The sequence below is a fragment of the Paraclostridium sp. MRS3W1 genome (assembly GCF_032465715.1).
In the GTDB taxonomy this organism is placed as follows: domain Bacteria; phylum Bacillota; class Clostridia; order Peptostreptococcales; family Peptostreptococcaceae; genus Paraclostridium; species Paraclostridium dentum.
The window spans coordinates 1-26212 of record NZ_JAWDJM010000175.1 but is presented as its reverse complement, the minus strand read 5'-3'; the positions used below and the strand labels follow the sequence as shown (position 1 = coordinate 26212).

At 27.7% G+C, this 26212-nt stretch carries 25 protein-coding genes; 21 read left to right on the top strand and 4 right to left on the bottom strand.

Features of this window, described 5'->3' with window-relative positions; translation table 11 throughout:
• Window positions 1-65 precede the first annotated feature (65 nt).
• Window positions 66-1463 carry an MFS transporter gene (locus RWY47_RS15010; protein WP_224170814.1) on the top strand — a complete coding sequence of 466 codons (1398 nt, stop codon included), beginning with the start codon at window positions 66-68 and terminating at the stop codon, window positions 1461-1463.
• A 231-nt stretch (window positions 1464-1694) separates the two neighbouring features.
• On the top strand, window positions 1695-3029 hold the full coding sequence (locus RWY47_RS15005) for an NCS2 family permease (RefSeq protein ID WP_025161349.1): 1335 nt from the start codon (window positions 1695-1697) through the stop codon (window positions 3027-3029).
• Between the two features lie 139 nt (window positions 3030-3168).
• Here the strand turns inward: RWY47_RS15005 and rbr are convergent, their stop codons facing one another.
• Complete coding sequence (gene rbr / locus RWY47_RS15000) at window positions 3169-3750, bottom strand: rubrerythrin (protein WP_021428250.1); 582 nt, start codon at window positions 3748-3750, stop codon at window positions 3169-3171.
• A 191-nt stretch (window positions 3751-3941) separates the two neighbouring features.
• Here rbr and RWY47_RS14995 point away from each other — a divergent pair, with 191 nt between their 5' ends.
• The 14 genes from RWY47_RS14995 (at window position 3942) to RWY47_RS14930 (ending at window position 19565) form a co-directional block, all read left to right on the top strand.
• A complete protein-coding gene (locus RWY47_RS14995) occupies window positions 3942-4310 on the top strand; it encodes a hypothetical protein (protein ID WP_025161348.1) in 369 nt (122 codons plus the stop codon).
• A gap of 56 nt (window positions 4311-4366) precedes the next feature.
• Window positions 4367-4498 (top strand): hypothetical protein, encoded by a 132-nt coding sequence (locus tag RWY47_RS14990; protein ID WP_021431614.1) that lies wholly within the window; start codon window positions 4367-4369, stop codon window positions 4496-4498.
• 193 nt (window positions 4499-4691) lie between these two features.
• Window positions 4692-5168: a 5-(carboxyamino)imidazole ribonucleotide mutase gene (gene purE / locus RWY47_RS14985; RefSeq protein WP_224170815.1), complete on the top strand. Its 477-nt coding sequence runs from the start codon at window positions 4692-4694 to the stop codon at window positions 5166-5168.
• Between the two features lie 5 nt (window positions 5169-5173).
• Entirely contained in the window at window positions 5174-5869 is a 696-nt protein-coding gene (purC, locus tag RWY47_RS14980) for a phosphoribosylaminoimidazolesuccinocarboxamide synthase (RefSeq protein ID WP_021428354.1), read from the top strand.
• Between the two features lie 16 nt (window positions 5870-5885).
• Complete coding sequence (gene purF / locus RWY47_RS14975; protein ID WP_150841860.1) at window positions 5886-7256, top strand: amidophosphoribosyltransferase; 1371 nt, start codon at window positions 5886-5888, stop codon at window positions 7254-7256.
• On the top strand, window positions 7250-8278 hold the full coding sequence (purM, locus tag RWY47_RS14970; RefSeq protein ID WP_150841861.1) for a phosphoribosylformylglycinamidine cyclo-ligase: 1029 nt from the start codon (window positions 7250-7252) through the stop codon (window positions 8276-8278). Before purF ends, purM begins: the two co-directional genes overlap by 7 nt.
• Window positions 8272-8865, top strand: a complete 594-nt coding sequence (purN, locus tag RWY47_RS14965) for a phosphoribosylglycinamide formyltransferase (RefSeq protein WP_150841862.1) — start codon at window positions 8272-8274, stop codon at window positions 8863-8865. Before purM ends, purN begins: the two co-directional genes overlap by 7 nt.
• Entirely contained in the window at window positions 8858-10390 is a 1533-nt protein-coding gene (gene purH / locus RWY47_RS14960) for a bifunctional phosphoribosylaminoimidazolecarboxamide formyltransferase/IMP cyclohydrolase (protein ID WP_150841863.1), read from the top strand. Before purN ends, purH begins: the two co-directional genes overlap by 8 nt.
• Window positions 10391-10401: 11 nt before the next feature.
• Window positions 10402-11661 (top strand): phosphoribosylamine--glycine ligase, encoded by a 1260-nt coding sequence (purD, locus tag RWY47_RS14955; protein ID WP_150841864.1) that lies wholly within the window; start codon window positions 10402-10404, stop codon window positions 11659-11661.
• A 38-nt stretch (window positions 11662-11699) separates the two neighbouring features.
• Entirely contained in the window at window positions 11700-15521 is a 3822-nt protein-coding gene (locus RWY47_RS14950; protein ID WP_150841865.1) for a phosphoribosylformylglycinamidine synthase, read from the top strand.
• Window positions 15522-15820: 299 nt separating this feature from the next.
• Window positions 15821-16672: a hypothetical protein gene (locus RWY47_RS14945; protein WP_224170816.1), complete on the top strand. Its 852-nt coding sequence runs from the start codon at window positions 15821-15823 to the stop codon at window positions 16670-16672.
• 17 nt (window positions 16673-16689) lie between these two features.
• The gene (locus RWY47_RS14940) at window positions 16690-17928 is read left to right on the top strand and encodes a glycosyltransferase family 4 protein (protein ID WP_224170817.1); all 1239 of its coding nucleotides are present in this window, start codon (window positions 16690-16692) and stop codon (window positions 17926-17928) included.
• Window positions 17929-18172: 244 nt separating this feature from the next.
• Window positions 18173-19012 carry an Mrp/NBP35 family ATP-binding protein gene (locus RWY47_RS14935; RefSeq protein WP_150841867.1) on the top strand — a complete coding sequence of 280 codons (840 nt, stop codon included), beginning with the start codon at window positions 18173-18175 and terminating at the stop codon, window positions 19010-19012.
• A 190-nt stretch (window positions 19013-19202) separates the two neighbouring features.
• Window positions 19203-19565, top strand: a complete 363-nt coding sequence (locus RWY47_RS14930; protein WP_021428340.1) for a C-GCAxxG-C-C family (seleno)protein — start codon at window positions 19203-19205, stop codon at window positions 19563-19565.
• 28 nt (window positions 19566-19593) lie between these two features.
• Here RWY47_RS14930 and RWY47_RS14925 read toward each other — a convergent pair whose 3' ends face one another.
• Entirely contained in the window at window positions 19594-20727 is a 1134-nt protein-coding gene (locus tag RWY47_RS14925) for an AI-2E family transporter (RefSeq protein ID WP_224170818.1), read from the bottom strand.
• 149 nt (window positions 20728-20876) lie between these two features.
• On the opposite strand from RWY47_RS14925, the gene RWY47_RS14920 reads away from it, so the two are divergent.
• Complete coding sequence (locus tag RWY47_RS14920) at window positions 20877-21800, top strand: ROK family protein (RefSeq protein ID WP_150841868.1); 924 nt, start codon at window positions 20877-20879, stop codon at window positions 21798-21800.
• A gap of 105 nt (window positions 21801-21905) precedes the next feature.
• Window positions 21906-22076: a hypothetical protein gene (locus RWY47_RS14915; RefSeq protein WP_021431629.1), complete on the top strand. Its 171-nt coding sequence runs from the start codon at window positions 21906-21908 to the stop codon at window positions 22074-22076.
• Between the two features lie 63 nt (window positions 22077-22139).
• Here the strand turns inward: RWY47_RS14915 and RWY47_RS14910 are convergent, their stop codons facing one another.
• Window positions 22140-22412 (bottom strand): hypothetical protein, encoded by a 273-nt coding sequence (locus RWY47_RS14910; RefSeq protein ID WP_224170819.1) that lies wholly within the window; start codon window positions 22410-22412, stop codon window positions 22140-22142.
• Between the two features lie 227 nt (window positions 22413-22639).
• Between RWY47_RS14910 and RWY47_RS14905 the strand changes: the two genes are divergently transcribed.
• Entirely contained in the window at window positions 22640-24241 is a 1602-nt protein-coding gene (locus RWY47_RS14905) for a GGDEF domain-containing protein (protein WP_224170820.1), read from the top strand.
• A 76-nt stretch (window positions 24242-24317) separates the two neighbouring features.
• A complete protein-coding gene (locus RWY47_RS14900; protein ID WP_035117623.1) occupies window positions 24318-24581 on the top strand; it encodes a hypothetical protein in 264 nt (87 codons plus the stop codon).
• A gap of 213 nt (window positions 24582-24794) precedes the next feature.
• Here the strand turns inward: RWY47_RS14900 and RWY47_RS14895 are convergent, their stop codons facing one another.
• Window positions 24795-25373 carry a beta-class carbonic anhydrase gene (locus RWY47_RS14895; RefSeq protein ID WP_053833240.1) on the bottom strand — a complete coding sequence of 193 codons (579 nt, stop codon included), beginning with the start codon at window positions 25371-25373 and terminating at the stop codon, window positions 24795-24797.
• Between the two features lie 209 nt (window positions 25374-25582).
• Between RWY47_RS14895 and RWY47_RS14890 the strand changes: the two genes are divergently transcribed.
• On the top strand, window positions 25583-26212 hold a 630-nt coding region (locus tag RWY47_RS14890), incomplete at its 3' end, for a hypothetical protein (protein WP_332843902.1).

Below are 26212 nucleotides of genomic sequence, written 5' to 3'. Positions count from 1 at the left end.
AAAATATAGGTAAACGTTTTCAAAAAAGGTGTATAATTAAAAAAAACGCTCAAGGGGGAACTTGTATGGAAGAAAGATTAGTAGGTTTTGTTACTAGCAATGATAAGAATTGGGACAAAAGATGGAAGTATAATTGTGCAATTTTCATTATTAGTTACATTTTTATGGGAGCCGTTACAGGTATAACCAATGACTCTTATATATCTTACTTGAATTTAACTGTACCCGATGTTGTTAAAGCTTTACCTATGTACACATCAATAGGAACATTTATAATGGCTATGATGCTTTTATTAGTGCATAAGTTAGGGTATAAAAAGATAATAGTATTTGCACCAGTTGTTTTAATAGGGGCATTATTATCTTGTATATACAGTAGTAATGGTAAAGTAATCTTAGTAGCTAACATATTAGTTAATGTAGGTGCAGGTTTATTTGACTTTATATATCCTTTAATGTTCACATCATACACACCTAAAGAAAAAAGAATTTCAATGTTTTCAAGAGTAATGTATTGCAACTTAATCAGTCAATCAATATTAACATTTTTAAATGGTAAAATAGTTGTTTGGAAGTTTAGTAAATATCTAGGTATAAGTTATGATAAAGCATCTGCTTTATCAGAGAATGCAAGCAAATTAACTTCTACACAAATGAGTTATTATATTAATTCATATGAATTTGCATTATGGATAGCAATTGTATTTGCAGTTCTAGCTTTAGGATGTCTATTCTTCTTAAGAGAAAAAGTAGAAGATTATAGAGAAACTGAAGAAGAAATTGCAGCTAGAAAAGCTGAAAATAAATTTAGTTTAAAAGTATTTTGTAATAAATATATAATAATGTGGGTTGTAATATTTAGTACTATAAGATTTGGAGCTCTTTTAATAACTCCTTACTTCCCAATATATTTAAACAATTTCTTACATATAAGTAGAGGTACCGTATCAACAATAATAACATTCCAGACAGTAGCTATGGTATTAGGATTTTTAGCAGCACCGTATTTAGAAAAGAAATTAGGATCAATCGTAACAATATCATTATCCATGATATTATGTATACCGCTTATGTTAATAATGGCAAATGGAACTATATTTGGAGGAAATATAGCTTGGATAATAGGAAGTGTATTATTCTTAAGATCAGGACTTGCAAATGCTTCAAACCCTATTCAACAATCATTGCCACTTACATTTGTTCCTAAAAATTTAGCTCCTGCATATAGTTCAGTTATACTTATATCAAATTCTATAGTAGGTATATTTGCAGGTTTATTTGCTAGATACTCTTTATTAAAAACAGATACTGGATACGGAAAGGCATATTATATAGCTAGTACGTTATATTTTATTGCATCTGTTGTTCTACTAATTGTATTTATTAAAAAATATAATAGAGGTTTAAGTGAAGAAGAAATAAAAATAAATGAAGTAAAAGAAGAGTTTATAGAAGAAAAATAAATACTTTATATAAAAATAAGTTACTTTTATAGAGAATACAGTTAAGTATGTTGTATCTTGAGGTAACTTATTTTTGTACAAATAATAAAAACGAATAAAAAAACTAAAAAATATAAAAATATTCGTAATTTCTATTGCTTAAAACCGAACTATATTATATAATTAACATGTAAGATAAGTTAAAAGACGAACGAAATCATAATTATATTTTATAAAATAAGGAGGAAGGATATGCAAGCAGCGCAAACTTCAAATAATAAGAAATCTATGTTAGATAGAGTTTTCAAATTAACAGAGAATAACACGAACGTAAAAACAGAAGTTATAGCAGGAATGACAACATTTATGACAATGGCATATATACTAGTTGTAAATCCTAGTATATTAGGAGATGCTGGTATGGATAAAGATGCTGTATTTGCAGCAACTGCAATAGCAGCATTTATAGGAAGTTGCATAATGGGATTTTTAGCAAATTATCCAATTGCTTTAGCGCCAGGTATGGGACTTAATGCATTCTTCGCATACACAGTAGTTTTACAAATGGGATATAGTTGGCAATTTGCATTATGTGCAGTTTTAATAGAAGGAGTAATATTTATATTATTGACATTAACTAATGTAAGAGAAAAGATTATAGATTGTATACCTGGAGTTTTAAAACATGCAGTTACGGCAGGTATAGGATTATATATAGCATTTATAGGATTAGTAAATGCAGGAATAGTGCAAGGTGGAGGTGCAATATTACAACTTGGTAATATGCAAAGTCCAACAGTAGTATTAGCTATATTAGGTCTAGTAATAGCGGCAGTTTTACTTTCAAGAAATGTTAAAGGTACATTTTTATTAGCTATGGTAGTAACTACAGCTATAGGAATTATAGCGGGATTAGTTCAACTACCACATGCTTTAGTTTCATCAGTTCCATCACTTAAGCCAGTATTTTTACAAGCATTTTCAGTTCCAGTTGATCAAATATTTAGTTTAGATATGCTAGTAGTAGTATTTACATTCTTATTTGTTGACTTATTTGATACAGTAGGATGTTTAGTAGGAGTAGCATCAAAAGGTAATATGTTAGATGAAAACGGAAAATTACCAAAGGCTAAAGAAGCATTATTTGCAGATGCAATAGCAACTACTACAGGATCTTTATTAGGAACTTCAACAGTTACAGCATATATTGAAAGTGCAGCTGGTATAGGAGAAGGAGGAAGAACTGGATTAACAGCAGTAACGACAGGAATATTATTCTTACTATCGTTATTCTTTGCTCCAATATTTACATCAATACCTCCACAAGCTACGGCGCCAGTACTTATATTAGTAGGTGTTATGATGGCTAGTTCATTACTTGAAATAGACTTTAGCGATTTTACAAATGCAATACCAGCATTTTTAACATTTGCAATGATGCCTTTAGCTTATAGTATAGCAGATGGTATTATATTCGGAATAATATCATTTACAATATTAAAACTAGCTACAGGAAAGAAAAAAGAAGTTAATATATCACTAATATTATTATCAATAATGTTTATACTAAAGTTTGTATTATTATAAATTATAATTAAAATGATCGGATAAATTAAATGCTGAGATTGATTTTACAATTGATCTCAGCATTTTTATTTTATATAAAAAAAGGTTAAACACATATACATATATGTACTTAACCCTTTTTTATACTTAGCTTTAGACTTTAGAAGTTATCAGCTTTTATTTCATAATATCCTTGAGGATGTTTACATGCTGGACATACTTGTGGAGCTTCAGTTCCTACATGAACATATCCACATACTGTACATACCCACTCATGAACTTCTGGTTTTTCGAATACTATATTTTCTTCTATATTTTTAGCTAATCTTAAGAATCTATCTCTATGATGAGCTTCAATTGAATGTATATGAGTGAATGAAGATGCTATTTCTTCAAAACCTTCTTCTCTAGCTTCTTCAGCAAATTTTAAATACATTGTATCTTCTTCATCTTCGCCTTTTGCAGCACCTTTTAGATTTTCTAAAGTAGAACCCATTCCAACACCATAAGAACCTGTTACTTGAACATCATTTCCAGTAAAGTCATTTAATAAATATCTAAAGAATATCTTAGCATGCATTTCTTCGTTATGAGCAGTTTCATCAAATATATCACCTATTTGAACATATCCTTCTTTTCTAGCTATTTTAGCATAAAATTGATATTTATTTTTTGCTTGAGATTCTCCAGCAAAAGCATTCATTAAATTTTGTGCAGTTTTAGTTCCTTTTAAAGATTTCATCTTTAATTCATCTCCTAAGTATAAAATTTATTTTTAATTATAGTAAATAAATACCACTTTAATTTATCTTAAAACAAAATAATTATTTTTCATATAAAGTTGTAATTTTACAAATTGATAGAATTTTGAATGAAATTCATAAATATGTAAATCATATTAGATAGTAAATTTTGTAAGATGGAGGGCTAAAGATGAAACTATATGGAGTTTTGATAACTAGTATATTTATATCAGGTTTTTTAATAATTGGATATGCTAGTACTTCAGATAAAAACTTAAATTCAGTTGAAAAAAGTGCAAAAGAAGTAGTATATGAAAATAAAGAAAGTAAAACTGAAAAGTTAACAGAAAAGGAAGCTGTTGATTTGGTTAAAAAATATATGAAAGAAAAAAATATGTATATACCTAATTTTGTAGAAGTAGATAGCAAATCTAAAGATATATACACAATACATGCATATGATGTTATTACAAATGAAGAAGAAAGCCATGTTGCTACAAGTGGATGGTTTGAGGTTAATGTTAATACAGGTAAAATAAAAGATATAATGAATGAGTAGAAGTGTTGAATTAATAGTAGTACAATTAAACTATAAACTTAATAGGAAGTGATATTTTGGATAGTATTAAAAAGAAATCTATAATATTTTGGTTTATTGATTTAGTTTATGCTATTGTATTTGGATTAATAATAGGCGCTGATTTAGGGTTTGATGTAACTAAAAAGTTAAATAAGTATTTCGGATAATTAAACATAAAAAAGGAGCAATCTAGAAATGGATTGCTCCTTTTTGAGCTTTAAATAAAAATCCGAACAAAATTAAAAATAAGGTTGATAATATACGTATAATAGTATATTATTTAAATATAAAGTTCGTTATATATAACGTATATTCAAAAAAACAAAAAAATATATATACGTAAAAATAGGGAGGATTATGATGAAAGTAGCAGTAGTTATGGGTTCAAAGTCAGATTATCCAAAGTTAGAAAAAGGAATAGAGCTTTTAGAAATGTTCGGAATAAAAGTTGTAGCAAGAGCACTATCAGCACATAGAACACCTAAGCAATTAACAACTTTTTTAAACGAAATTGAAAATGATACAGATGTAATAATAGCAGCTGCAGGAAAAGCGGCACATTTACCAGGAGTAATAGCATCACATACTTTAATACCTGTAGTAGGATTACCAATAAAATCATCTACAATGGATGGGTTAGATTCTCTTCTTTCAATAGTTCAAATGCCACAAGGTATACCAGTAGCTACTGTAACTATAGATTCAGGAATAAATGCAGCATTAATGGCAGCACAAATAATGAGTATAAAATATCCAAATATAAAAGAACAATTGAAAGCTTATAGAGAACAAATGGAACAAAAAGTATTAGACGATGATAAAAACTTAAGGGGGTAATTGAAATGTTATTATACGAAGGAAAAGCAAAACAAATATTTAGTACAGAAAATGAAAATGAGTATCTAGTTTATTATAAAGATGATGCAACAGCTTTTAATGGAGAAAAGAAAGCTTCAATAAACTCAAAAGGAATTTTAAATAACAAGATTTGTACAGTTATGTTTGAGATGTTAGAAAAAGAAGGTATAAGTACACATTTCATAAAAGGTGTATCAGATAGAGAAATGATAGTTAAAAAGGTTGAAATATTACCACTTGAAGTAATTGTAAGAAATATAACTGCTGGATCATTTTGTAAGAGATATGGAATAGAAGAAGGTATTGTACTAGATGAACCTATATTTGAACTATCTTACAAAAATGATGATTATGGAGATCCGATGCTAAATGATGATCATGCAGTTGCTATGAAACTTGCAACTAGAGAGGAAATAGCATTTTTAAAACAAGAAACTTTAAAAATAAATGAAATAATGAAGAAATTTTTCTTAAAGTTAAACTTTAAGTTAGTAGATTTTAAATTAGAGTTTGGGAAAGATGAAAATGGAAATATAATACTGGCAGATGAAATATCACCAGATACTTGTAGATTATGGGATGTAGATACAAATGAGAAGTTTGATAAAGATAGATTTAGAAGAGATTTAGGTGATTTGGTTGAAGGGTATACAGAGGTTTTGGCTAGGATAGAAAATTAATCAGGGGGATATTTAAATGTGCGGTGTAGTAGGAATATACTCAGATAGAGATATATCTAAAGAATTGTATTATGCGTTATACTCGATACAACATAGAGGTCAAGAGAGCTGTGGAATATCTGTTTTAAATGATGGTCAAATAAACCATAAAAAAGACATGGGTCTTGTGGGTGATGTTTTTAAATCTAGTGAGTTAGAAAAGCTAAAAGGAAATATAGGAATAGGACACGTAAGATATTCAACTGCAGGAGGCAGCAGTTTAGACAATTGCCAGCCACTTGTAGGAAGATGTAGAAAAAGACAGTTATCAATAGCTCACAATGGAAATCTTGTTAATGCAAATTATTTAAGAAATATGTTAGAAGAAGAAGGGTATATGCTTCAATCAGATTCGGACACAGAAGCTATCCTTTGTATATTAGCTAGATACTATAAAGGTGATATAGTTGAAAGTTTAAAAATAACAATGGACTATATAAAAGGTGCATATTCATTAGTTGTATCAAGTAGTGAAAATGAACTTGTAGCAGTTAGAGATCCTCATGGGTTTAGACCATTATTATTAGGAAAAAAAGATGATATGTATATAGTAGCATCAGAAGATTGTGCAATAAATATTTTAGGTGGAGAAGTTATTAGAGATATTGAACCTGGAGAGATAGTAGTTATAAAAGACAATAAATTAACTTCTTATCATTATAGAGAAAATTATAAGCCTGTTAAATCAAGTTGCATATTCGAACATATATACTTTGCAAGAAATGATGCAACTATAGATAATGTAAACGTATATGAGTTTAGAGTTAAATGTGGAGAAATTTTAGCTAAAGACGAAAAAATAAAAGCTGATATAGTAGTACCCGTTCCAGACTCAGGATGGGCTGGAGCAATAGGATATTCAAATGCTAGTGGAGTTAAACTTACAGAAGGATTAGTAAAAAATAGATATGTGGGAAGAACATTCATAAAGCCTACTCAAAAAGAACGAGAAATAGGAGTTAAAATAAAATTAAACCCTTTAAGCAATGTAGTAAAAGGTAAATCAATAGTTTTAGTAGATGACTCTGTAGTAAGAGGAACAACATCTAAGCAAATTGTTAAATCATTAAAAGATGCAGGAGCAAAAGAAATTCATTTAAGAATAACGTCACCACAAGTAACACATTCATGTTATTACGGTATAGATACTCCGCATAGATCTAATTTAATAGCATCTAAAAATAATTTGGATCAGATAAGAGATTATATAGGTTGCGATACACTAAAGTTTTTAAGCATAAAAGGAACTTTAGAAGCAGCGGAAGATAAAACAACTTTCTGCAAAGCATGTTTTGATGGAAAGTATCCTGTTGAAAAAATTGATGAGGGGGAACTAATATCATGTTAACATATAGAGCTTCAGGTGTAGATATAGATGAAGGAAATAGAGCTGTAAATCTTATAAAAGATAAGATAAAAGGAACATATGATAAAAATGTTATAGGAGATTTAGGAAACTTTAGTGGTTTATATAGTTTAAAAGATTTTATAAATATGGATGAACCTGTACTGCTGTCTTCTACAGATGGAGTTGGAACAAAATTAAAACTAGCTCAAATGATGGATATTCATAATACTGTAGGTATAGATTTAGTAGCCATGTGTGTCAATGATCTTATATGCCAAGGAGCTAAGCCACTGTTTTTCTTAGATTATATAGCTACTGGAAAATTAATTCCTGAAAAAATAGATGATATAGTATCTGGAATAGTTGAAGGATGTAAGATGGCAGAATGTGCTCTTATCGGAGGAGAGACAGCTGAGATGCCTGGTATGTATTCAGAAGATGATTATGATTTAGCAGGTTTTTCAGTAGGAATAGCAGATAAATCTAAAATAATAAGTGGTCAATATGTTAACTCTGGAGATACATTGATAGGAATATCATCAAGCGGAATACACAGTAATGGATATTCATTTATAAGAAAAATATTTCTAGAAGAATATAAGTATGAACTAACTGATTATATAGAAGAATTAGAAATGACTTTAGGAGAGGCGCTTCTTATTCCGACAAAGATATACGTGAAACTTGTTATGGATTTAATAAAAAAATACGAGTTAAAAGCTATAGCACACATAACAGGTGGAGGTGTTATAGAAAATATACCTAGAGTTATACCGAATGGATTAGGTATAGATATAGAAAAAAATTCTTGGGAAAAACCAGCTATATTTAAAATGATAGAAAAGTTTAATGCAATAGATGAAGTTGAGCTTCATAAAAGTTTCAACATGGGTATAGGACTTGCAATAGTAGTAGATTCAGATAAAGCAGAGGAAATAGTTAGCTATTTAAATGAAAGTGAAAAACAATCATATATAATTGGAAAAGTTGTAGATACCCATGAAGGAGTAAAGCTATGCTAAATATTGCTGTTTTAATATCTGGAGGAGGAAGCAATTTACAAAGTATTATAGATGGATGTGAAAGTGGATATATAAATGGAATTGTTAAATTAGTTATCTCTAATAAGGATAATGTTTATGGATTAGAAAGAGCAACAAAACACAATATCAAAACTTTTGTAGAAAAAGAAGATGAAAAAATAATAGATTTACTAAATAAAGAAAATATTGATTTAGTTGTTTTAGCAGGGTATTTAAAAATTATAAGCCCTAAATTTGTAGAAGCTTTCAGAAATAAAATAATAAATATACACCCATCATTAATTCCTGCATTTTGTGGAGAAGGATATTATGGTAAGAAAGTTCATGAATCTGTAATAAGTTATGGTGTAAAGTTAAGTGGAGCTACTGTGCATTTTGTAGATGAGGGAGCAGATACAGGTCCAATAATAATGCAAAAAAGTGTAGAGGTTAAGGTTGATGATACCCCACAGAGTTTATCTGAGAGGGTACTAGCAGTGGAGCACGAGATACTTAAAGAAAGTGTAAGACTATATTGTGATAATAAGTTAACTGTAAATGGAAGGGGAGTAATTGTAAATGACTAAAAGAGCATTAATAAGTGTAACGGATAAAAGTGGTGTAGTAGAGTTTGCAAGAAGCTTAAATGAATTAGGGTATGAAGTAATATCAACAGGAAATACATTTAAAACTCTGAAAGAAGAAGGGTTAAAAGTTATACAAATAGATGAAGTTACAAACTTTCCTGAGATATTGGATGGAAGAGTTAAAACATTAAATCCATATATACATGGAGGAATATTATACAAAAGAGATAATGAAAAACATGTTAATACAGTTAATGAGCATAAAATAGGAGCAATAGATTTAGTAGTAGTAAATTTATATGATTTTGAAGGAAATTTAAAAGATAACAAATCTCATGATGTAATGATAGAGAATATAGATATAGGTGGACCATCTATGATACGTTCAGCAGCTAAAAATTATAAAGATGTTTTAATAGTAGTTGATACAAAAGACTACGATTCTATAATAGAAAGCTTAAAAGCTGGGGAAGTATCATTAGAAGATAGAAAAAAACTAGCATATAAAGCATTTTCAACAACTGCTAGATATGATGCATTAATATCAAACTATTTCAGAGAGCAATTAGGAGATAAGTTCCCTGAAAGTCTAACAATGACATTCCAAAAAGAAGATGCTCTAAGATACGGAGAAAATCCTCATCAAGGAGCAGTATTATATAAACAGTCTAATGCAAAAAATCCAATATTAAATTATGAACAGCTAAATGGTAAAGAACTTTCTTTTAATAACATAAATGACCTACATGGATGTTTAGAAATAATGAGAGAGTTTAAAGACAGTGAACAAGTAGCTTGCGTAGCTATAAAGCATACAAATCCATGTGGAGTAGCAGTAGCTAAAAATAGCTTTGAGGCTTACACAAAATGTTATGAGGCAGACAAAGTATCTATATTTGGGGGAATTGTAGGATTTACATCTGTAGTAGATGTAGAAACAGCTAAAAAATTAAATGAAATATTTTTAGAAATAGTAGTAGCTTATGATTTCACAAAAGAAGCACTTGAAGTTTTAACTCAAAAGAAAAACTTAAGAGTATTAAAATTATCAAATATAGAAAATAGTCTTCAAGGATTTGACCTTAAATACTTAGATGGCAAATTACTAGTTCAGGATAGAGATGAAAAATTAGCTAATGAATACAACTGTGTTACAAATGAGATAGCAGATGAACAAATATTAAAAGATATGGAATTTGGAATGAAGATAGTTAAAAACATGAAGTCTAATGCAATAGCTATAGTAAAAGATGGACAGACACTAGCTCTTGGATGCGGTCAAACTTCAAGAATATGGGCATTAAAAAATGCTTTAGAAAATAACCAAGATAAAAACTTTGAAGGCGCAGTATTAGCATCAGATGCATTTTTCCCGTTTGATGACTGTGTGAAGTTAGCTAATGATTATAAAATAAAATCTATAGTTCAGCCTGGAGGATCTATAAAGGACCAAGATTCAATAGATGCTTGTAATGAAAATGATATGGTTATGGTGTTTACAGGAATAAGACACTTTAAACACTAGGAGGTAAATACATGAAGATTTTAGTTGTAGGATCAGGTGGAAGAGAGCATGCGATTTGCTATAGTTTGTTAAAAGGAAAAAAGGGTAACGAGATTTATTGTGCTCCTGGTAATGCAGGAATAAGTGAAATAGCTCAGTGTTTAAGTATAAAAGATAATGATATTGATAATTTATATAAATTTGCTAAAGAAAATAAAATTGATTTAACTATAGTTGGACCAGAAGTTCCATTAGTAGATGGAATAGTAGATAAGTTTGAAAAAGAAAACTTAAGGATATTTGGGCCGAATAAAAAGTGCTCAATGTTAGAAGGTAGTAAAGCTTTTTCAAAAGAGTTTATGATCAAACATGATATTCCAACTGCAAAATATAAAGAATACATGGACTTAGATGAAGCTATAAATGAAATTGATTCATTTGGATATCCGGTAGTTATAAAAGCAGATGGTTTAGCGGCAGGTAAAGGTGTTGTAATAGCAAAGGATAAAGAAGAAGGTATAAAAGCTTTAAGAGAAATGATGAGTAACAAAAAATTTGGGATAGCTGGAGAAAAAATAGTTATTGAAGAGTTTTTAAAAGGAATAGAGACATCTATACTAGCGTTTGTTGACAATAATACTATAGTACCTATGGAAAGTGCTAAAGATCATAAAAAAGTCTATAACAATGAAGAAGGACCTAACACAGGAGGAATGGGGACATTCTCTCCAAGTAATATATACGATGAGCAATTATCTCATATAGTAAAAAAAGAAGTTTTAGATAAGACATTAAAAGGATTTAAAGATGATAACTTAGACTATAAAGGTATTTTATTTATAGGACTAATGATAACAGAGGATGGACCAAAGGTATTAGAATATAATGTTAGATTTGGCGATCCTGAAACACAATCAGTACTTTTAAGATTGGAAACAGATTTAATTGAAATAATAGAAGCTATTTTAGAAAATAGACTAAATGAAATTCATATAAAGTATGATGAAAAAAATGCAGTATGTGTGATGTTAACATCAGGTGGTTATCCTGAAAGTTACGAAAAAGGTAAGGTTATAACAGGCCTTGATAAAGTGGATGAAGATATAGTTATATTCCATAGTGGAACTAAAATAATAAATAATAAATTAGTTACTAATGGTGGGCGAGTTATAGGAATTAGCGCAAAAGGAAACTCACTTGAAGAAGCTAGTAAAAAAGTTTATGAAAACATAGAAAAGATAAAATTTGAAGGAATGCATTACAGAACTGACATTGGAGTATTATCAAATTAGTATAAATATACTTAAATAAAAAATTATGGGGGTATACTATGACTACTAGTAATAGTTTGAAATCTACTGTAAAAAGAATATTAGTTGAGAAAAAACAAGGATTTGACTTAGAAGCAAAACATCTAAAATGTGAAATAGAAGAGAGTTTGCATATAGATGGAATAAAAAGTCTAAGACTTTTAAATAGATATGATATAGAAGGAATAGAAGAATCTGTATATGAAAAAGCAGTTAGAAATATATTCTCTGAGCCTAATACAGATAATGTATATCAAGAGGAAGTAAACATAAATATAGATGATAAAGTATTTGCAATAGAATATTTACCAGGACAATATGATCAAAGAGCTGATTGGGCAGCTCAATGTATTCAAATTATAAATGAAGGTGAAAGACCTATAATAAATACTTCAAAGCTAGTAATAATCAGTGGAGATATAACAGATAAAGATCTTAAACAAATAAAATCATATTGCATAAACCAAGTAGATAGTAGAGAAGCTGACTTAGAAAAACCTGAAACATTAAAAATACAAACTGAAATACCTACAAGTGTAGAAACTATAGATAAATTTATAAGCTTAAGTGATGAGGATTTAATGGAATTCATGGATTCTATAGGACTTGCTATGACATTTGAAGATTTAAAGCATGTGCAAATGTACTTTAAAAATATAGAAAAAAGAAATCCAACTATAACCGAAATAAAGGTATTAGATACTTATTGGTCAGATCACTGTAGACATACTACATTCATGACTAAAATAGAGGATGTAGTTATAGAAGAAGGCAAGTACACTAATGTTGTAAAAGAAGCATATGATATGTACTTACAATCAAGGGATTATGTATATGGAAAAACAGATAGAGATATTTGTTTAATGGATATAGCAACAATTGCTATGAAGGAATTAAGAAAATGTGGCAAATTAGAAGACTTAGATGTAAGTGAAGAGATAAATGCTTGTAGTATAAATGTTGATGTTGATATAGATGGAAAAAAAGAAGAATATTTAGTGATGTTTAAAAATGAAACACACAACCATCCTACAGAAATAGAGCCCTTTGGAGGAGCAGCTACTTGTTTAGGAGGCGCTATAAGAGATCCTTTATCAGGTAGAAGTTATGTTTATCAAGCTATGAGAGTAAGTGGAAGTGCAGATCCAAGAACATCATTAAAAGATACATTGCCAGGAAAGTTAATGCAAAAGAAAATAACCACAGAAGCAGCTAATGGGTATAGCTCTTATGGAAATCAAATTGGACTTACAACAGGTCAAGTAGCAGAAATTTATGATGAGAATTTCGTAGCTAAAAGAATGGAAATCGGGGCTGTGATTGCAGCAGCGCCAAAAGAAAATGTAATAAGAGAAACTCCTAAAAATGGAGACGCTGTAATATTATTAGGTGGAAAAACTGGAAGAGATGGATGCGGAGGAGCTACAGGATCATCAAAAGAACACAGCGAAAAATCTTTACAAACATGTAGTGCAGAAGTTCAAAAAGGTGATGCACCAAATGAAAGAAAAATACAAAGATTTTTTAGAAACAAAGAAGTTGCACAAATGATAAAAAGATGTAATGACTTTGGAGCTGGTGGAGTTTGTGTAGCAATTGGAGAGATAGCAGAAAGTATAGATATAAACTTAGATCTAGTGCCTAAAAAATATGACGGATTAGATGGAACAGAGTTAGCTATATCTGAGTCTCAAGAGCGTATGGCTGTAGCAATAAAAAAAGAAAATATAGATAAGTTTATAGAAATGGCTATAGAGGAAAACTTAGAAGCTACTCATGTTGCGAATGTAACTGATAGCGGAAGAGTTAGAATGTATTGGAATGGAACAGCTATAGTAGACATGTCTAGAGATTTTATAGAAACGAATGGAGTAAAACAAAAAATAAATATAAAAGTAAGAAATGTTGAAGAAATGTCTTTATATAAGACAGAAGAAAATTTAGAAATAGCAATAAGTAGTGAATTGAGTTTAAAGGATAAATTTATAAATAACATTACTGATTTAAATGTTTGCTCACAAAAAGGTCTTGTTGAAAAATTTGATAATACTATAGGAGCAAATACTGTGTTGATGCCATTTGGAGGTAAGTATCAAGCTACTCCAGCTCAAGGTATGGTTGCCAAAATACCTGTTTTAAATGGAGAGACTAATACATCTACAATAATGACATATGGATATAATCCGAAGATAGGAAAAGAAAGTCCATTCCATGGTGCGCTTTATGCAGTTGTAGAATCTGTGTGTAAAGTTGTGGCTATTGGGGGTAACTTTAGCACTATAAGACTTACTCTACAAGAATATTTTGAAAAACTGGGGATAAGTGAATATAAGTGGGGGAAACCATTTTCAGCATTGCTTGGTGCATATTACGCTCAAAATAAATTACAAATACCTGCAATAGGTGGAAAAGACAGTATGTCAGGAACTTTTAAAGACATAGATGTCCCTCCAACACTAGTTTCATTTGCTGTTGATACTGTGGATGCAAAACAAGTGTTATCCCCAGAATTTAAAAAACCAGGTTCAACAGTAATAATGTTATTAACAAATGTGTTAGAAAATAAAGTTATAGATTTTGAAGAATTAAAGAAAAATCTTTCAAAAATAACAGAGCTTATAGAAAATAGAAAGGTACTTTCTGCATATTCAGTAGGTTATGGAGGGGTAAGTGAAGCTATAAGTAAAATGAGCTTTGGAAATAAGATTGGATTTAAATTTAATAATGAAAATAATATAAATGATCATTTGTTATTTAATGCATCTTATGGAAATATGATTCTTGAATTAAAAGGAAATGATATAGATGTAAACGAGTTATTGAAAGAGTTAGATGGATACAATTATCAAATATTAGGAAACACTATAGAAGAAAAAAATATAATTATAGAAGATGAAAGCATAGATATAGATTATTTATATGATAAATATAACGGTGTTTTAGAAAGTATATTCCCTGTTAAAACTGAAGAAATAAAAGAAAAAATAGAAACTATAAACTTTTTAAGCACTGAAGAAAGAAGAAATAGTGTTATAAGCTTAGCTAAACCCAAAGTATTTATACCAGCTTTCCCTGGAACTAATTGTGAATATGATTCAGCAAGAGCATTTGAAAAAGCAGGAGCTAAAACATCAGTTAAAGTATTTAAAAACTTAACTTATAAAGATATAGAAAGCTCTATAGATACTATGGTAGAAGAAATTAAATCATCTCAAATAATAATGTTACCAGGTGGATTCAGTGCAGGAGATGAGCCAGATGGATCAGGTAAATTTATTGCAACTGTATTTAGAAATCCTAAAATTGCTGAAGCTATAAATGAATTTTTAAACAATCAGGATGGATTAATGTTAGGTATATGTAATGGGTTCCAAGCTCTTATAAAATTAGGATTAGTGCCTTATGGAGAAATAAGAGATATAGATGAAAGCTGCCCAACTCTAACTTATAATAAGATAGGAAGACATCAAGCTAAAATGGTTAATACAAGAATTGCATCTAATAAATCTCCTTGGTTGTATGATACAGAAGTTGGTGACATTCACAGTATAGCAGTCTCACACGGTGAAGGAAGGTTTGTAGCCAGTGAAGATGTAATGAGAAAATTAATACAAAATGGACAAATTGCAACTCAGTATGTAGATTTTGAAGGAAAAGCAACTTATGATATAGAGTTTAATCCAAATGGATCAACATATGCAGTTGAAGGTATAACAAGTTTAGATGGAAGAGTATTTGGAAAAATGGGTCATTCAGAAAGAATTGGAGACCAAGTTGTTAAAAACATCCTAGGTGAAAAAGATCAAAAGATTTTTGAAAGTGGAGTTAAATATTTTAAATAAAAATATATAAGGTATCTCAAAGTAAACATTATAGTACTTATTTTGAGGTACCTTTTTTGTTTAAATAAATGATTTTTACTAAAATGATGTTGAATGAATATGCTATGTTATGAATGTAAAGAAGTGTCTAAAAAATATATAGAGGAAATTTATCGATTAATGGAGAATAAACTTAAGTAAAGTAAGATATTTGGGTATTAGTGTATATACATATATAAAGCGAAATTTTTATATAATTTTCGACAAGTTTTTCAAAATTAATATGGTAATATATATATGCCATACGCGGAGGGTATGATATGGAAATAAAGGTTTGTGACACTTTATGTTATCAAGGAAGTGCAAAATACAATGAAGATATAATAGGATTTAATCCATTTGGAGCGTGGGTTTTAGATGGAGCTACTGGGCTAAATAATAAAAACCTAATTTCATGCAAAAGCGATGCAAATTGGTATGTAAACTGGTGGAATAATTACTTACACAAAAACATACATAATGAAATAACTTTAAAAGAATTGATGTTTAATGGAGTTAAATGCATAAGCGATGAATATTATAAAAAAGTTGATAAGAATGATATTGAAAGGTTAGATACTCCATCCAGTTCTATTGCAGTTATAAAATTTTATAATAATAAACTAGAGTATTTTTTACTTGGAGATTGTACATTTTATTTTAAATTAGGAAATGAAAACTCTGTAATAAAAGATAGAACTTTATGTGTTTTAGATAAAAGGGTTTATGATGAAATGGAAAAACTCCCTAATTTAGACAGGCTTACGTTTGAAGAAATAAAAAATAGTGTGATGAGTACAATAATAAGCAATAGATTGAAAAAAAATACAAAAGATGGATATTGGATATTAGATTTTGATGAAAATGCTATAGATAATGCTATAAATGGATTTATAGATATAAATGATAATATAAAAATAATGCTTACAAGTGATGGATTTTCATGTATTAGTGATAGATATAAAACTATAGAAGAGGAAAACTTAATAAATGAGGTAGAAAAATATGGAGCAGGAGAAATTTACTCTAAACTTAGAAATATAGAATCAGAAGATTTTTCAACAACTAGATTTCCAAGATTTAAAGTAAATGATGATTCTTCTTGTATATATTTAGATATAGATTTTAGTTAATAATTGAAGGGAGAACTATGAAAATACTACATATAATAACACAAAAACCAAATAGCACAGGTAGTGGTATTTACATGAGTGGAATGATAAAAGGGTTTAAAAAGATGGGATATAATCAAGGGGTAATAGCAGGAATAGATGTTGATGACCCAAAAGAATGTTTTGGGGAAGATATAAAATTTTACCCTATAACTTATAATACAAAAGAGGTCCCTTTTAGCGTTGTAGGGATGAATGATGTCATGCCATATAATAGTACTTTATATAAAAATATGAGTGAAGATATGGTATTAAAATTAAAGGATGCATTTAAAAAAAGGATAGACGAAGCTATTAAAGATATAAAACCTGATTTAGTAATATGTCATCATTTATATTTAATAACTGCATTTGTAAGGGAAATTATCAAGGATATACCTGTAGTAGGAATTTGTCATGGAACATGTTTAAAGCAATTTCAAAGCAATGAATTAAAAAGTAGTTATATAAAAAATAATATATGTAACTTAGATATGATATTTTCGTTGCACAATGAGCAAAAGAAAGAGATTGAAGATATATTTAATCTAAGTGAAGATAAAGTATATACCCTTGGAAGTGGGTATGATGAAAATATATTTTTTGATAAAGAAATAGATAATGATATTATCAATATTACTTTTGCAGGTAAAATTTGTAGATTAAAAGGTATGGAGTCTTTAATAAAATCACTAAATTATATAAGTTATAAAAAAGATATTATAAAAATAAATATAGTTGGGGATGGAAGTAATGAGAAAGAATTTAATTATATTAAAAAGCTTAGTGAAGAAAGTAAATTTGATATAAAGTTTTTAGGAAAAGTAAAACAAAATGAATTAGCAGAAATACTTAGAAAAACTCATATATTTATGCTTCCATCATTTTTTGAAGGGTTACCTCTAGTAGTTATAGAAGCTTTAGCAAGTGGGTGTACTGTTATAACTACCGATATACCGGGGGTTAGTGAATGGATTGGAGAATATATAAATACATCAGGTAAAATTAAATATATAAATTTACCTGAAATGAGAAAAATTGCTGAACCTTTTGAGAATGAACTTCCTGAATTTGAGAAGAATTTGGGTATTGAAATAGATAAAATGATAAATAGCATACTTGAATTTAACGTTAGAAACAAACCTTTAAATATGGAAGACAAAACATGGACTGGTCTATGCCTAAGATTAGAAAATGCAATATCGAACAAATGGTTTATAGCAAAAAACAAAAACTAGAATTATCTTAAATGTTTATTGTGTAACAATTTATTTTATATTAGTTAATAATAATATTAAAATATAAAGTTTAGAAAAATTAAATATAAAATATAAAAATTTGAAAAGGAAAATATAAAAATTTAAAATTTGTATTTTTCTTTTTTGTGTATAAGGGATGAATTGTAATTGGCATTTGACAATAAATAAAAATATAAGTAAAATTAAATTAGCAAATGCCAATTATGTGTAAGGGGATGAAATTATGTCAATGTGCAAAACATGTCCATCTAATAACGGATGTACAAAAGACAAAAACAATTGTGGAGTTAAAAATAATAATTTGAACAATGTAAAAAAAATTATTGGGGTTATGAGTGGAAAAGGAGGTGTAGGAAAGTCTTCTATTTCAGCAATTATAGCAAAACAGTTAAATCAATTAGGATATAAAGTAGGGGTTTTAGATGCAGATATAACAGGGCCTAGTATTCCTAGATTGCTTGGAGTTAGTGGGAAAAAAGCAATTATGTCAGAAGATATGATTTTACCGGTTAACACAAATGATGGGATAAAAGTTATGTCATTAAATTTTCTTATGGAAAATGAAGGTGATCCTGTTATATGGAGAGGACCTATGATTTCAGGGGTTGTTGAACAATTTTGGAAAGATGTTCTTTGGGGAGAACTTGATTATCTAGTAATTGATATGCCGCCAGGTACAGGAGATGTTGCTTTAACTGTAATGAACTCAATTCCGATAAGCGGAGTAGTTATGGTTTCGGTGCCACAAAATCTTGTTTCTATGATAGTTTCAAAAGCTGTAAACATGGCTAGAAAAATGGATATTAATATACTAGGGGTTATTGAGAATATGAGTTATATAACTTGCCCTGACTGTGATAAAAAAATAAGATTATTTAATGGAGAAAATACTGATAAATTCTTAAAGGAAATGAATTTAAAATTGCTAGCAGAATTACCTATGTTAAATAGTGTAAGTAATTTAAGTGATGGAAATACAGCAGATGAAGAAAATAATCTTAAATTGGTGTTTGAGCCTATAGTAAATAAGATAATAGATGAGCTGGAAACTATTCAAAGGTAGAAATCTCATATAGGTTAGAAAAGACAATTTACCTAAAATATGGTAAAATTATTATTCAGATATAAACTATTAATGTGATATTATCACATATAATTTATTTTAAATAGGGTAATATTATTTAAGAAAAGTTAATTTGAAAAGATTATAACATTGATTATTTAAATAATAGAGGAAATTGGAGGATAATAAAATGACAAAACCATCAGAATATCATAAACAAGGATATACATGTGCAGAAGCTATAATAAAATCATATAATGAAGAACATAATACTGATATTCCAGTTGCGTTAGGAAGCGGAATGGGAACAGGAGTTACAGTTGGAAGTTTATGTGGAGCTGTAAATGCGGCTGTATTAGTATTAGGATATATAAAGGGTAGAGAAGATAACTCTCAATCAAACGATGCCAGAGCTTACTCAAGAGAATTAATGAATAGAGTTAGAGATAAATATAATAGTGAGATATGTTTAGACCTAAAGAAAAATAAAGTTAGCTGTTCAGAAATAATAGATTTTTCATATGATGCATTAAAAGAAATTTTAGCAGCATAAAAAAAGATGACATTTAGTCATCTTTTTTTTATAGATTAATATTCTTTTCTTTTATTCTTTTATTTACATATCTAGATAATAGAGTATAAATTACACTAAAAAGAGGAACTCCTATTAAAATACCTAAAACACCGAACATAGAAGAACCTACAAATATAGGTACTAATATCCAAAATGAGGATAGTCCTATAGAGTTACCTACAACAAATGGATATATTAAGTTACCTTCAATTTGCTGAATTACAAGCATCATTATTAAATAATATAATGCCGTTATAGGGTTAACCATAAATATGATAAAAACTGAAAGTGCAGTTCCTATAAATGTTCCGAATATAGGTATTAACGCAGCTATCGCCACTATAGTACTAACAAGCAATGCATAAGGCATACTAAATATAGTCATACCTATGAAACATAAAATACCTAATATAGCACCATCCATACATTGCCCAGCTATAAATTTTGAGAATTTAAATTCTACTAAATGAGAAATTTCTACTAACTTATTTGCATATTTTTCGTCTAAAAAAGCGAAAGTGAATTTTTTACATTGAAGCAAAAGTTTTTCTTTACTTAAAAGTATATAAATTGCAATTATAAATCCTATAACAAAATTAGTTATAGCAGATGTAACACCAACTGTAAATCCTAATATATTTGAGATAAAATAGTTTGCAAATTTAATTACAAAACTTGAAACTTTATCTAATCCAGATAAGATATTAGCATGAATACTATCTGGAATATTTATATGTGAAAAATAATTTGTAACATAAGATTCTAGTGAATCTATATACTGAGGGACCGCACTTATTAAACTAGAAGTACTTTTACCTAATTGAGGAATCACAAAGTTTACAAATGAGTTCACTAATACAAATAAAATAAGTAAAGTAACTAAAAGAGATAATGCTCTGGCTAAAGTTTTTGGATTTTTTAATTTTGTCTTTTTTAAATAGGGTTCTATAATTTTCCTTTCAAAAAACTTCATAGGAATATTTATTAAAAATGCTATTGCTATACCTATTATAAAAGGTTTTGATATAGAAATTAGTTGAAGAAACATATTTCCAACAGACTTTATATTTAAAAGTAAAAAAGATAAAATTATTATATAAGTTGAGAGTAAAATTTGATTTTTAAATTTGAGATTTTTCATAAAATTACAACTCCTTTCATAAATTTATAATTATACAATCAGTATACAGTATAAAAGTATTTTTTTAAAATCATATTACATATATTGGGAAAAAATTATGATAAAATTAATTGTATAAAAAGTATTATTTTAATTGGGAGGTGATATAGTTGAACACTTATTTAGGGATAGATGTTGGAGGAACTTCTATAAAGTATGGAGTTTATGATAAATATGGTAATGAAGTAAAAAAAGGTAAAAGTAAAATAAGAACACCTAAGTACGATATGTCAAAATTTATAAAATCAATAAAATCAATAATGGATGAATGTGGACCTGTAGATGGAGTAGGTCTTAGTTTACCAGGGTGCGTAAATCCCAACAATGGATATATCCAAGATGGAGGATCTATACGGATTTTAGATAAGATAAATATAAAATATATTTTAGAAAAAGAGTTAGGCAAAACAGTAGAAGTAGAGAATGATGCAAACTGTGCACTATTAGCTGAAAAATGGATTGGAAATGCAACTGAATGTAGTAATTTTGTATGTATTACATTAGGTACTGGAATAGGTGGAGCTTTGTACATAAACAATGGATTGGTAAGTGGAAATAATTATTTCTCAGGAGAATTTGGATATATGATTTTAGACAATATACATGAGAAATATAGGCTGAAAACTTTGAATAAAACAAGTTCAACTGTATCATTCGTTAGAGAAATAGCTAATAAAAAGGGAATAAACTCTAAAAGTTTAGACGGAGTATCTGTATTTGATATGATTCAGAATAAGGATAATGAAGTTTTAGAATTATATAAAATGTGGATAAGAAGAGTAGCAATTTGTATTTACAATGTGGGGTTTATAGTTGATCCAGAAAAAATTCTTATTGGAGGGGGAATAAGCAATCAACCTATTTTTATAGAAGATTTGAAATCTGAAATGAAAAGACTTTCTATAGAACTTATAAAAGAAACTGGAAAAATTGAGAATTTATATAAAAAATGGAATATTGGACCTTGTAAGTTTTTTAATGATTCAGGGCAGATAGGAGCTATATATAATTATATAGTTAGAAATGAGCTTTAGGAAATATACATTTATGTTAATTTTACTTATTATGTATAAATAACCACACTTATAACAATAATGGTAGATAGAGTTAAATTTATTGAGGAAAGGGTGTTTATTTAGATGGAAATTTTAAAAACTAGAAAGTTAAAAGAATCAGTTTTTTGTGATAACTGTGAAAAAGAAAGAAAGCATACTATAGTAACATACCAAAATATCAATGAAAATAACGAAGAGTGTATAGTTGAAATGAGAAGATGTAAAGCTTGTGGAAAAGAGCAGTCACTAATGTAATTTATTACTTAAATGTATCGAATAAAAGGAAAAAGACTATCTAATAAGATAGTCTTTTTCCTTTTATTCGATACATTTAAAATTTATATGTGTATACCCTTCAAATGCAGGTTGAGATTGGATTTCAGTTATTATACATTTTTTAAATTCGCCATCTAATAGTAAATCAACACTAAGATCGATATTATCTTCTGCAAATCTTAAAAATGGAGTTTTAGGTATTTGAATAGGGATGTCTTTATCAAGATTAGTACCATAAATTAATCCTAAAATGTAACCAGATTTTCTAAGCTTTTTATTATTTTGACTTAAATCTCTTTTAAATACTTCTAACATAAGTTTCCCCCTAAAATTTTTTTATAGCTTAAAAACTATATTAAATAATATTTAAAATAAATTTAATATATTCGTAAATTTACAAATATAGCGTAAATTAATAAGATATAATAATATATGTTAACTTTAACATAATACAGTTATAGGAAGTTATAAATACATATGCTATAGATATAAAGTTTTTATATGAACAAAAGTGATCAAATAAAGGATCTATGGGGTGATTTATGAATTTTAAAATTAAAGAAAATTATGTAATAGTATTTGCATTTGCAGTAATTTTATTAATTTTTATATTAAAATTAAATAATTTAAATAATTTTAAGCAAGAAGAAAAAATAAAAATTCAAGAGGCAAATGCCCTTATACAAGATGGAGATTATGATTTAGCTGAAAAAAAATTAGAACAAATTGAAAAAAATAAAAAAATATTTAATAGATTAGATAAGTCAGATAAATTTAATTTATATAATTATCTTGGAATTATAAATACATTTCAAGGAGAGACTGTAAGTGCAATACTTATGTATGAAAAAGCTGAAAAATATGTAAGTAAAGAAAATAAGTATAAAGTTGAGATAAATTCCTCTATAGCATACAGGCACATGGGGGAATACATAAAAAGTGCGGAATCTCTTATAAAAATAATAAATTCATTTAATGAAAATAAAACTGAAAATGCTAGAATAAAAACTTATGCATTATTAAACTTAGCAGAAATTTACTTTCAAGTTGGAAGTATGGATGAATACAGTATAATTTTATCTAAAATTGAGCCATTTATTGACTATTTACCTAAATCTCATAAAGATGATTTATTAATAATGTATTACTCAGACTTAATAATAAAAGAATTAAATAAAAAAGATTTTAGTAAAATTGATTTTTATTTTAAAAAAATAGATAAACTAGAAAAGGGAAATAAAATTGTCCAATACACTGAAAGTAAAATGTTAAAGACTAGGGCATATGCATTGTATTTTAAGAAAACTAGAGATATTGATAAGACTATTGAGTACTTTGAGGAATTAGAGGAGTATGGTAAAAAAGAAGGGGACATATATATATGTCAATTTTCTATAAAGGAAAGGATAGAAATTTATAAAAAGTTAAAATATCATAATGAATATGATAAATTAATACAAAAATTTTATGAAAATGAATTGGACATGTCAAAAATAAATAATGAGCAATATGAATTTCATTTGAATAACAAGATAAAAGAAGAAGAAGACATAAGTATTATGAAAAAAACTATCACATTAATAATAATAAGCAATTTGTTTTTAATTGGAATTATTATACTAGTATATAAAAAGATGAAAAAATCTAGATATGAATCGATGAAAGACCCGTTGTGTAATGTTTATAATAGACGATATTTAGAACTATATAAAAAAAATGTAAAAATTAAAGATGTTCCAATATCAGTATTTATGATAGATGTAGACTATTTTAAATTATATAATGATAATTATGGTCATCAGCGTGGAGATGAAGTTTTAAAATCTATATCAGAAGTTTTAAAAAGCAGTTGTAGAAAAAGCGATATGATATTTAGATATGGAGGAGAAGAATTTTGCATTGTTCTTAAAAATACTGTAAAAAAGGAATCTATGTTTTTTGCAGAAAGAATACTTAAAAATATTTCAGATAAAAAGATAAAGCATGAATATTCAAAAGTAAGTAATTATATTAGTCTAAGTATAGGTATTTCAACAATATATTCAAATAAAGATATAAGAAATGCTATAAATTTAGCAGATAAAGCATTATATATATCAAAGGAAAATGGTAGAGGTAAATGTACGCATATAGAAGATATATAATTAAAATAATAAAGTGATATTAATAGCTTTTAATAAATATAATTTATTAAAAGCTTTATTTAATATGGAGGTATATATGAGGATAGTTTCAAAGCCTGCAAAATCAAAAAGAGCAAGTATGAGTAACATACCTAATACTTTTGCATTTACATTTATTAGAAATTGGCTTTCAGACAAACAATATGAAAAAGAAAGAGAAGAGTACTTTATAGGAAATTTGTCATCACAAGAGGTGAGTTTAGCTATGAAGGAAATCAAGTGGCTTTCAAGAAACTTTAAAGATTTAGATATAATAAGTGTTGAAGATAGCAGTGGAAACATAACTCAAGTAATACTTTAAAAAAAGAAGACACCTAAAAGATGTCTTCTTTTTTTCTTATATAGAAAGACCTATATAAGATATTTTTAACAAACAAATAAAATAAAACAAAGTCAGGAGTATGATATTTTATATATCACACAATGTTCATGTATTAAAAATATAATGAACACTTTTATTATATTCCTAATGTTAAAATTTGTAAATGGTAAAAAATCTAATAATCTGATATACCTATTTGTTTTTATAACCGTCTACAACTATCGATAGTTCACCTGTACTAGGAGACATAACTAAACCATGAACTATCATGTCCTTAGGTGTTAAAGGATGCTTTTTAACCATTTTAACACTATCTATTATAGAGTCTTCTACAGACTCGAATCCATGAAGCCATTTTTTCACGTCAATTCCTGAGTTAGAAAGAGTATTTATTGTCTCAATTGATACACCCTTATTTATAATTTTATTTATAAGATTTTCTGTATTTAGATTACACATGCCACATCCTTCATGACCTACTATAAGAACTTCATCGACTTCAAATTCGTAAATAGCAACTATAATACTTCTCATTATACTTCCAAAAGGATGTAAAACAGTAGCGCCTGCATTTTTTATTATTTTAGCATCTCCATTTTTTAAGTTCATAGCCTTTGGAAGCAAATCTGTAAGTCTTGTGTCCATACAAGATAATATAACTATTTTTTTATCGGGATCTTTAGATGTTTCATATTTTTCATACTCTTTATTTTCAATAAAAGCTTTGTTAAAATCTAATATTTTATCTAATTTTCTGTTTTCTATACTCATATTCATATACTCCCTTATTAACTAGATTTATTTTTACTAATTTTATAGCATATAAAATAGTTTTACAAGCAACAAAGTAATATATACTTATTATTGTGTAAATAATTTAGAATGATTATTACACACAATGGGTATAAATGAATATAAATTCAAAAATACATAGAATAAGTAATATTTTATAAAATTTAAAATATAGGATGGAATTTAAGATGAAAAAACAATTAATGAATATAGCTGTATTTTTAATAGCTATAATATCAATAATGTCATTTTATATGTTTGGTAAAGATAATGTACTAATTGGTATTGGTTCGATTACGATAGCTATAACTATGCTTCGTGAAAATCACACAAATAATATACCTCGTACATTTTTAAAATTGAGTGTAGCACAGATAATCATAGGGTGCTGTGCTTATATTGCAAATTACAACTCAATTTATGCAGTAATTACTACATTTGTATTAAGTTTTTCAGTTTATTATATAGGAAGTAGTGAAGTAAGGGGATCTAAAAGTAATGCTTTTATGATGCTTTATGTGTTATTGCTTTATGCACCTGTAGCTATAGAACAAATGCCAAAAAGAATATTAGCATTAGTATTCTCAGCAGCTATTATATTATTTCTATACTTTGCTTTTACTAGATATAATTTTAAGAAAATTACAGATAAACAGCTTAATCAAACTATTCAATTAATAAAAAATCAATTAAATTTAATTGAAAAAAATGAATGCATAGAAAATGAAAATAAAAGAGTGAATATTTTATTAAAAAATTTAGAATTGGATTTACATGAATCTATAGAAAAATCAAATAAGGTAATAAAAAGCATATAT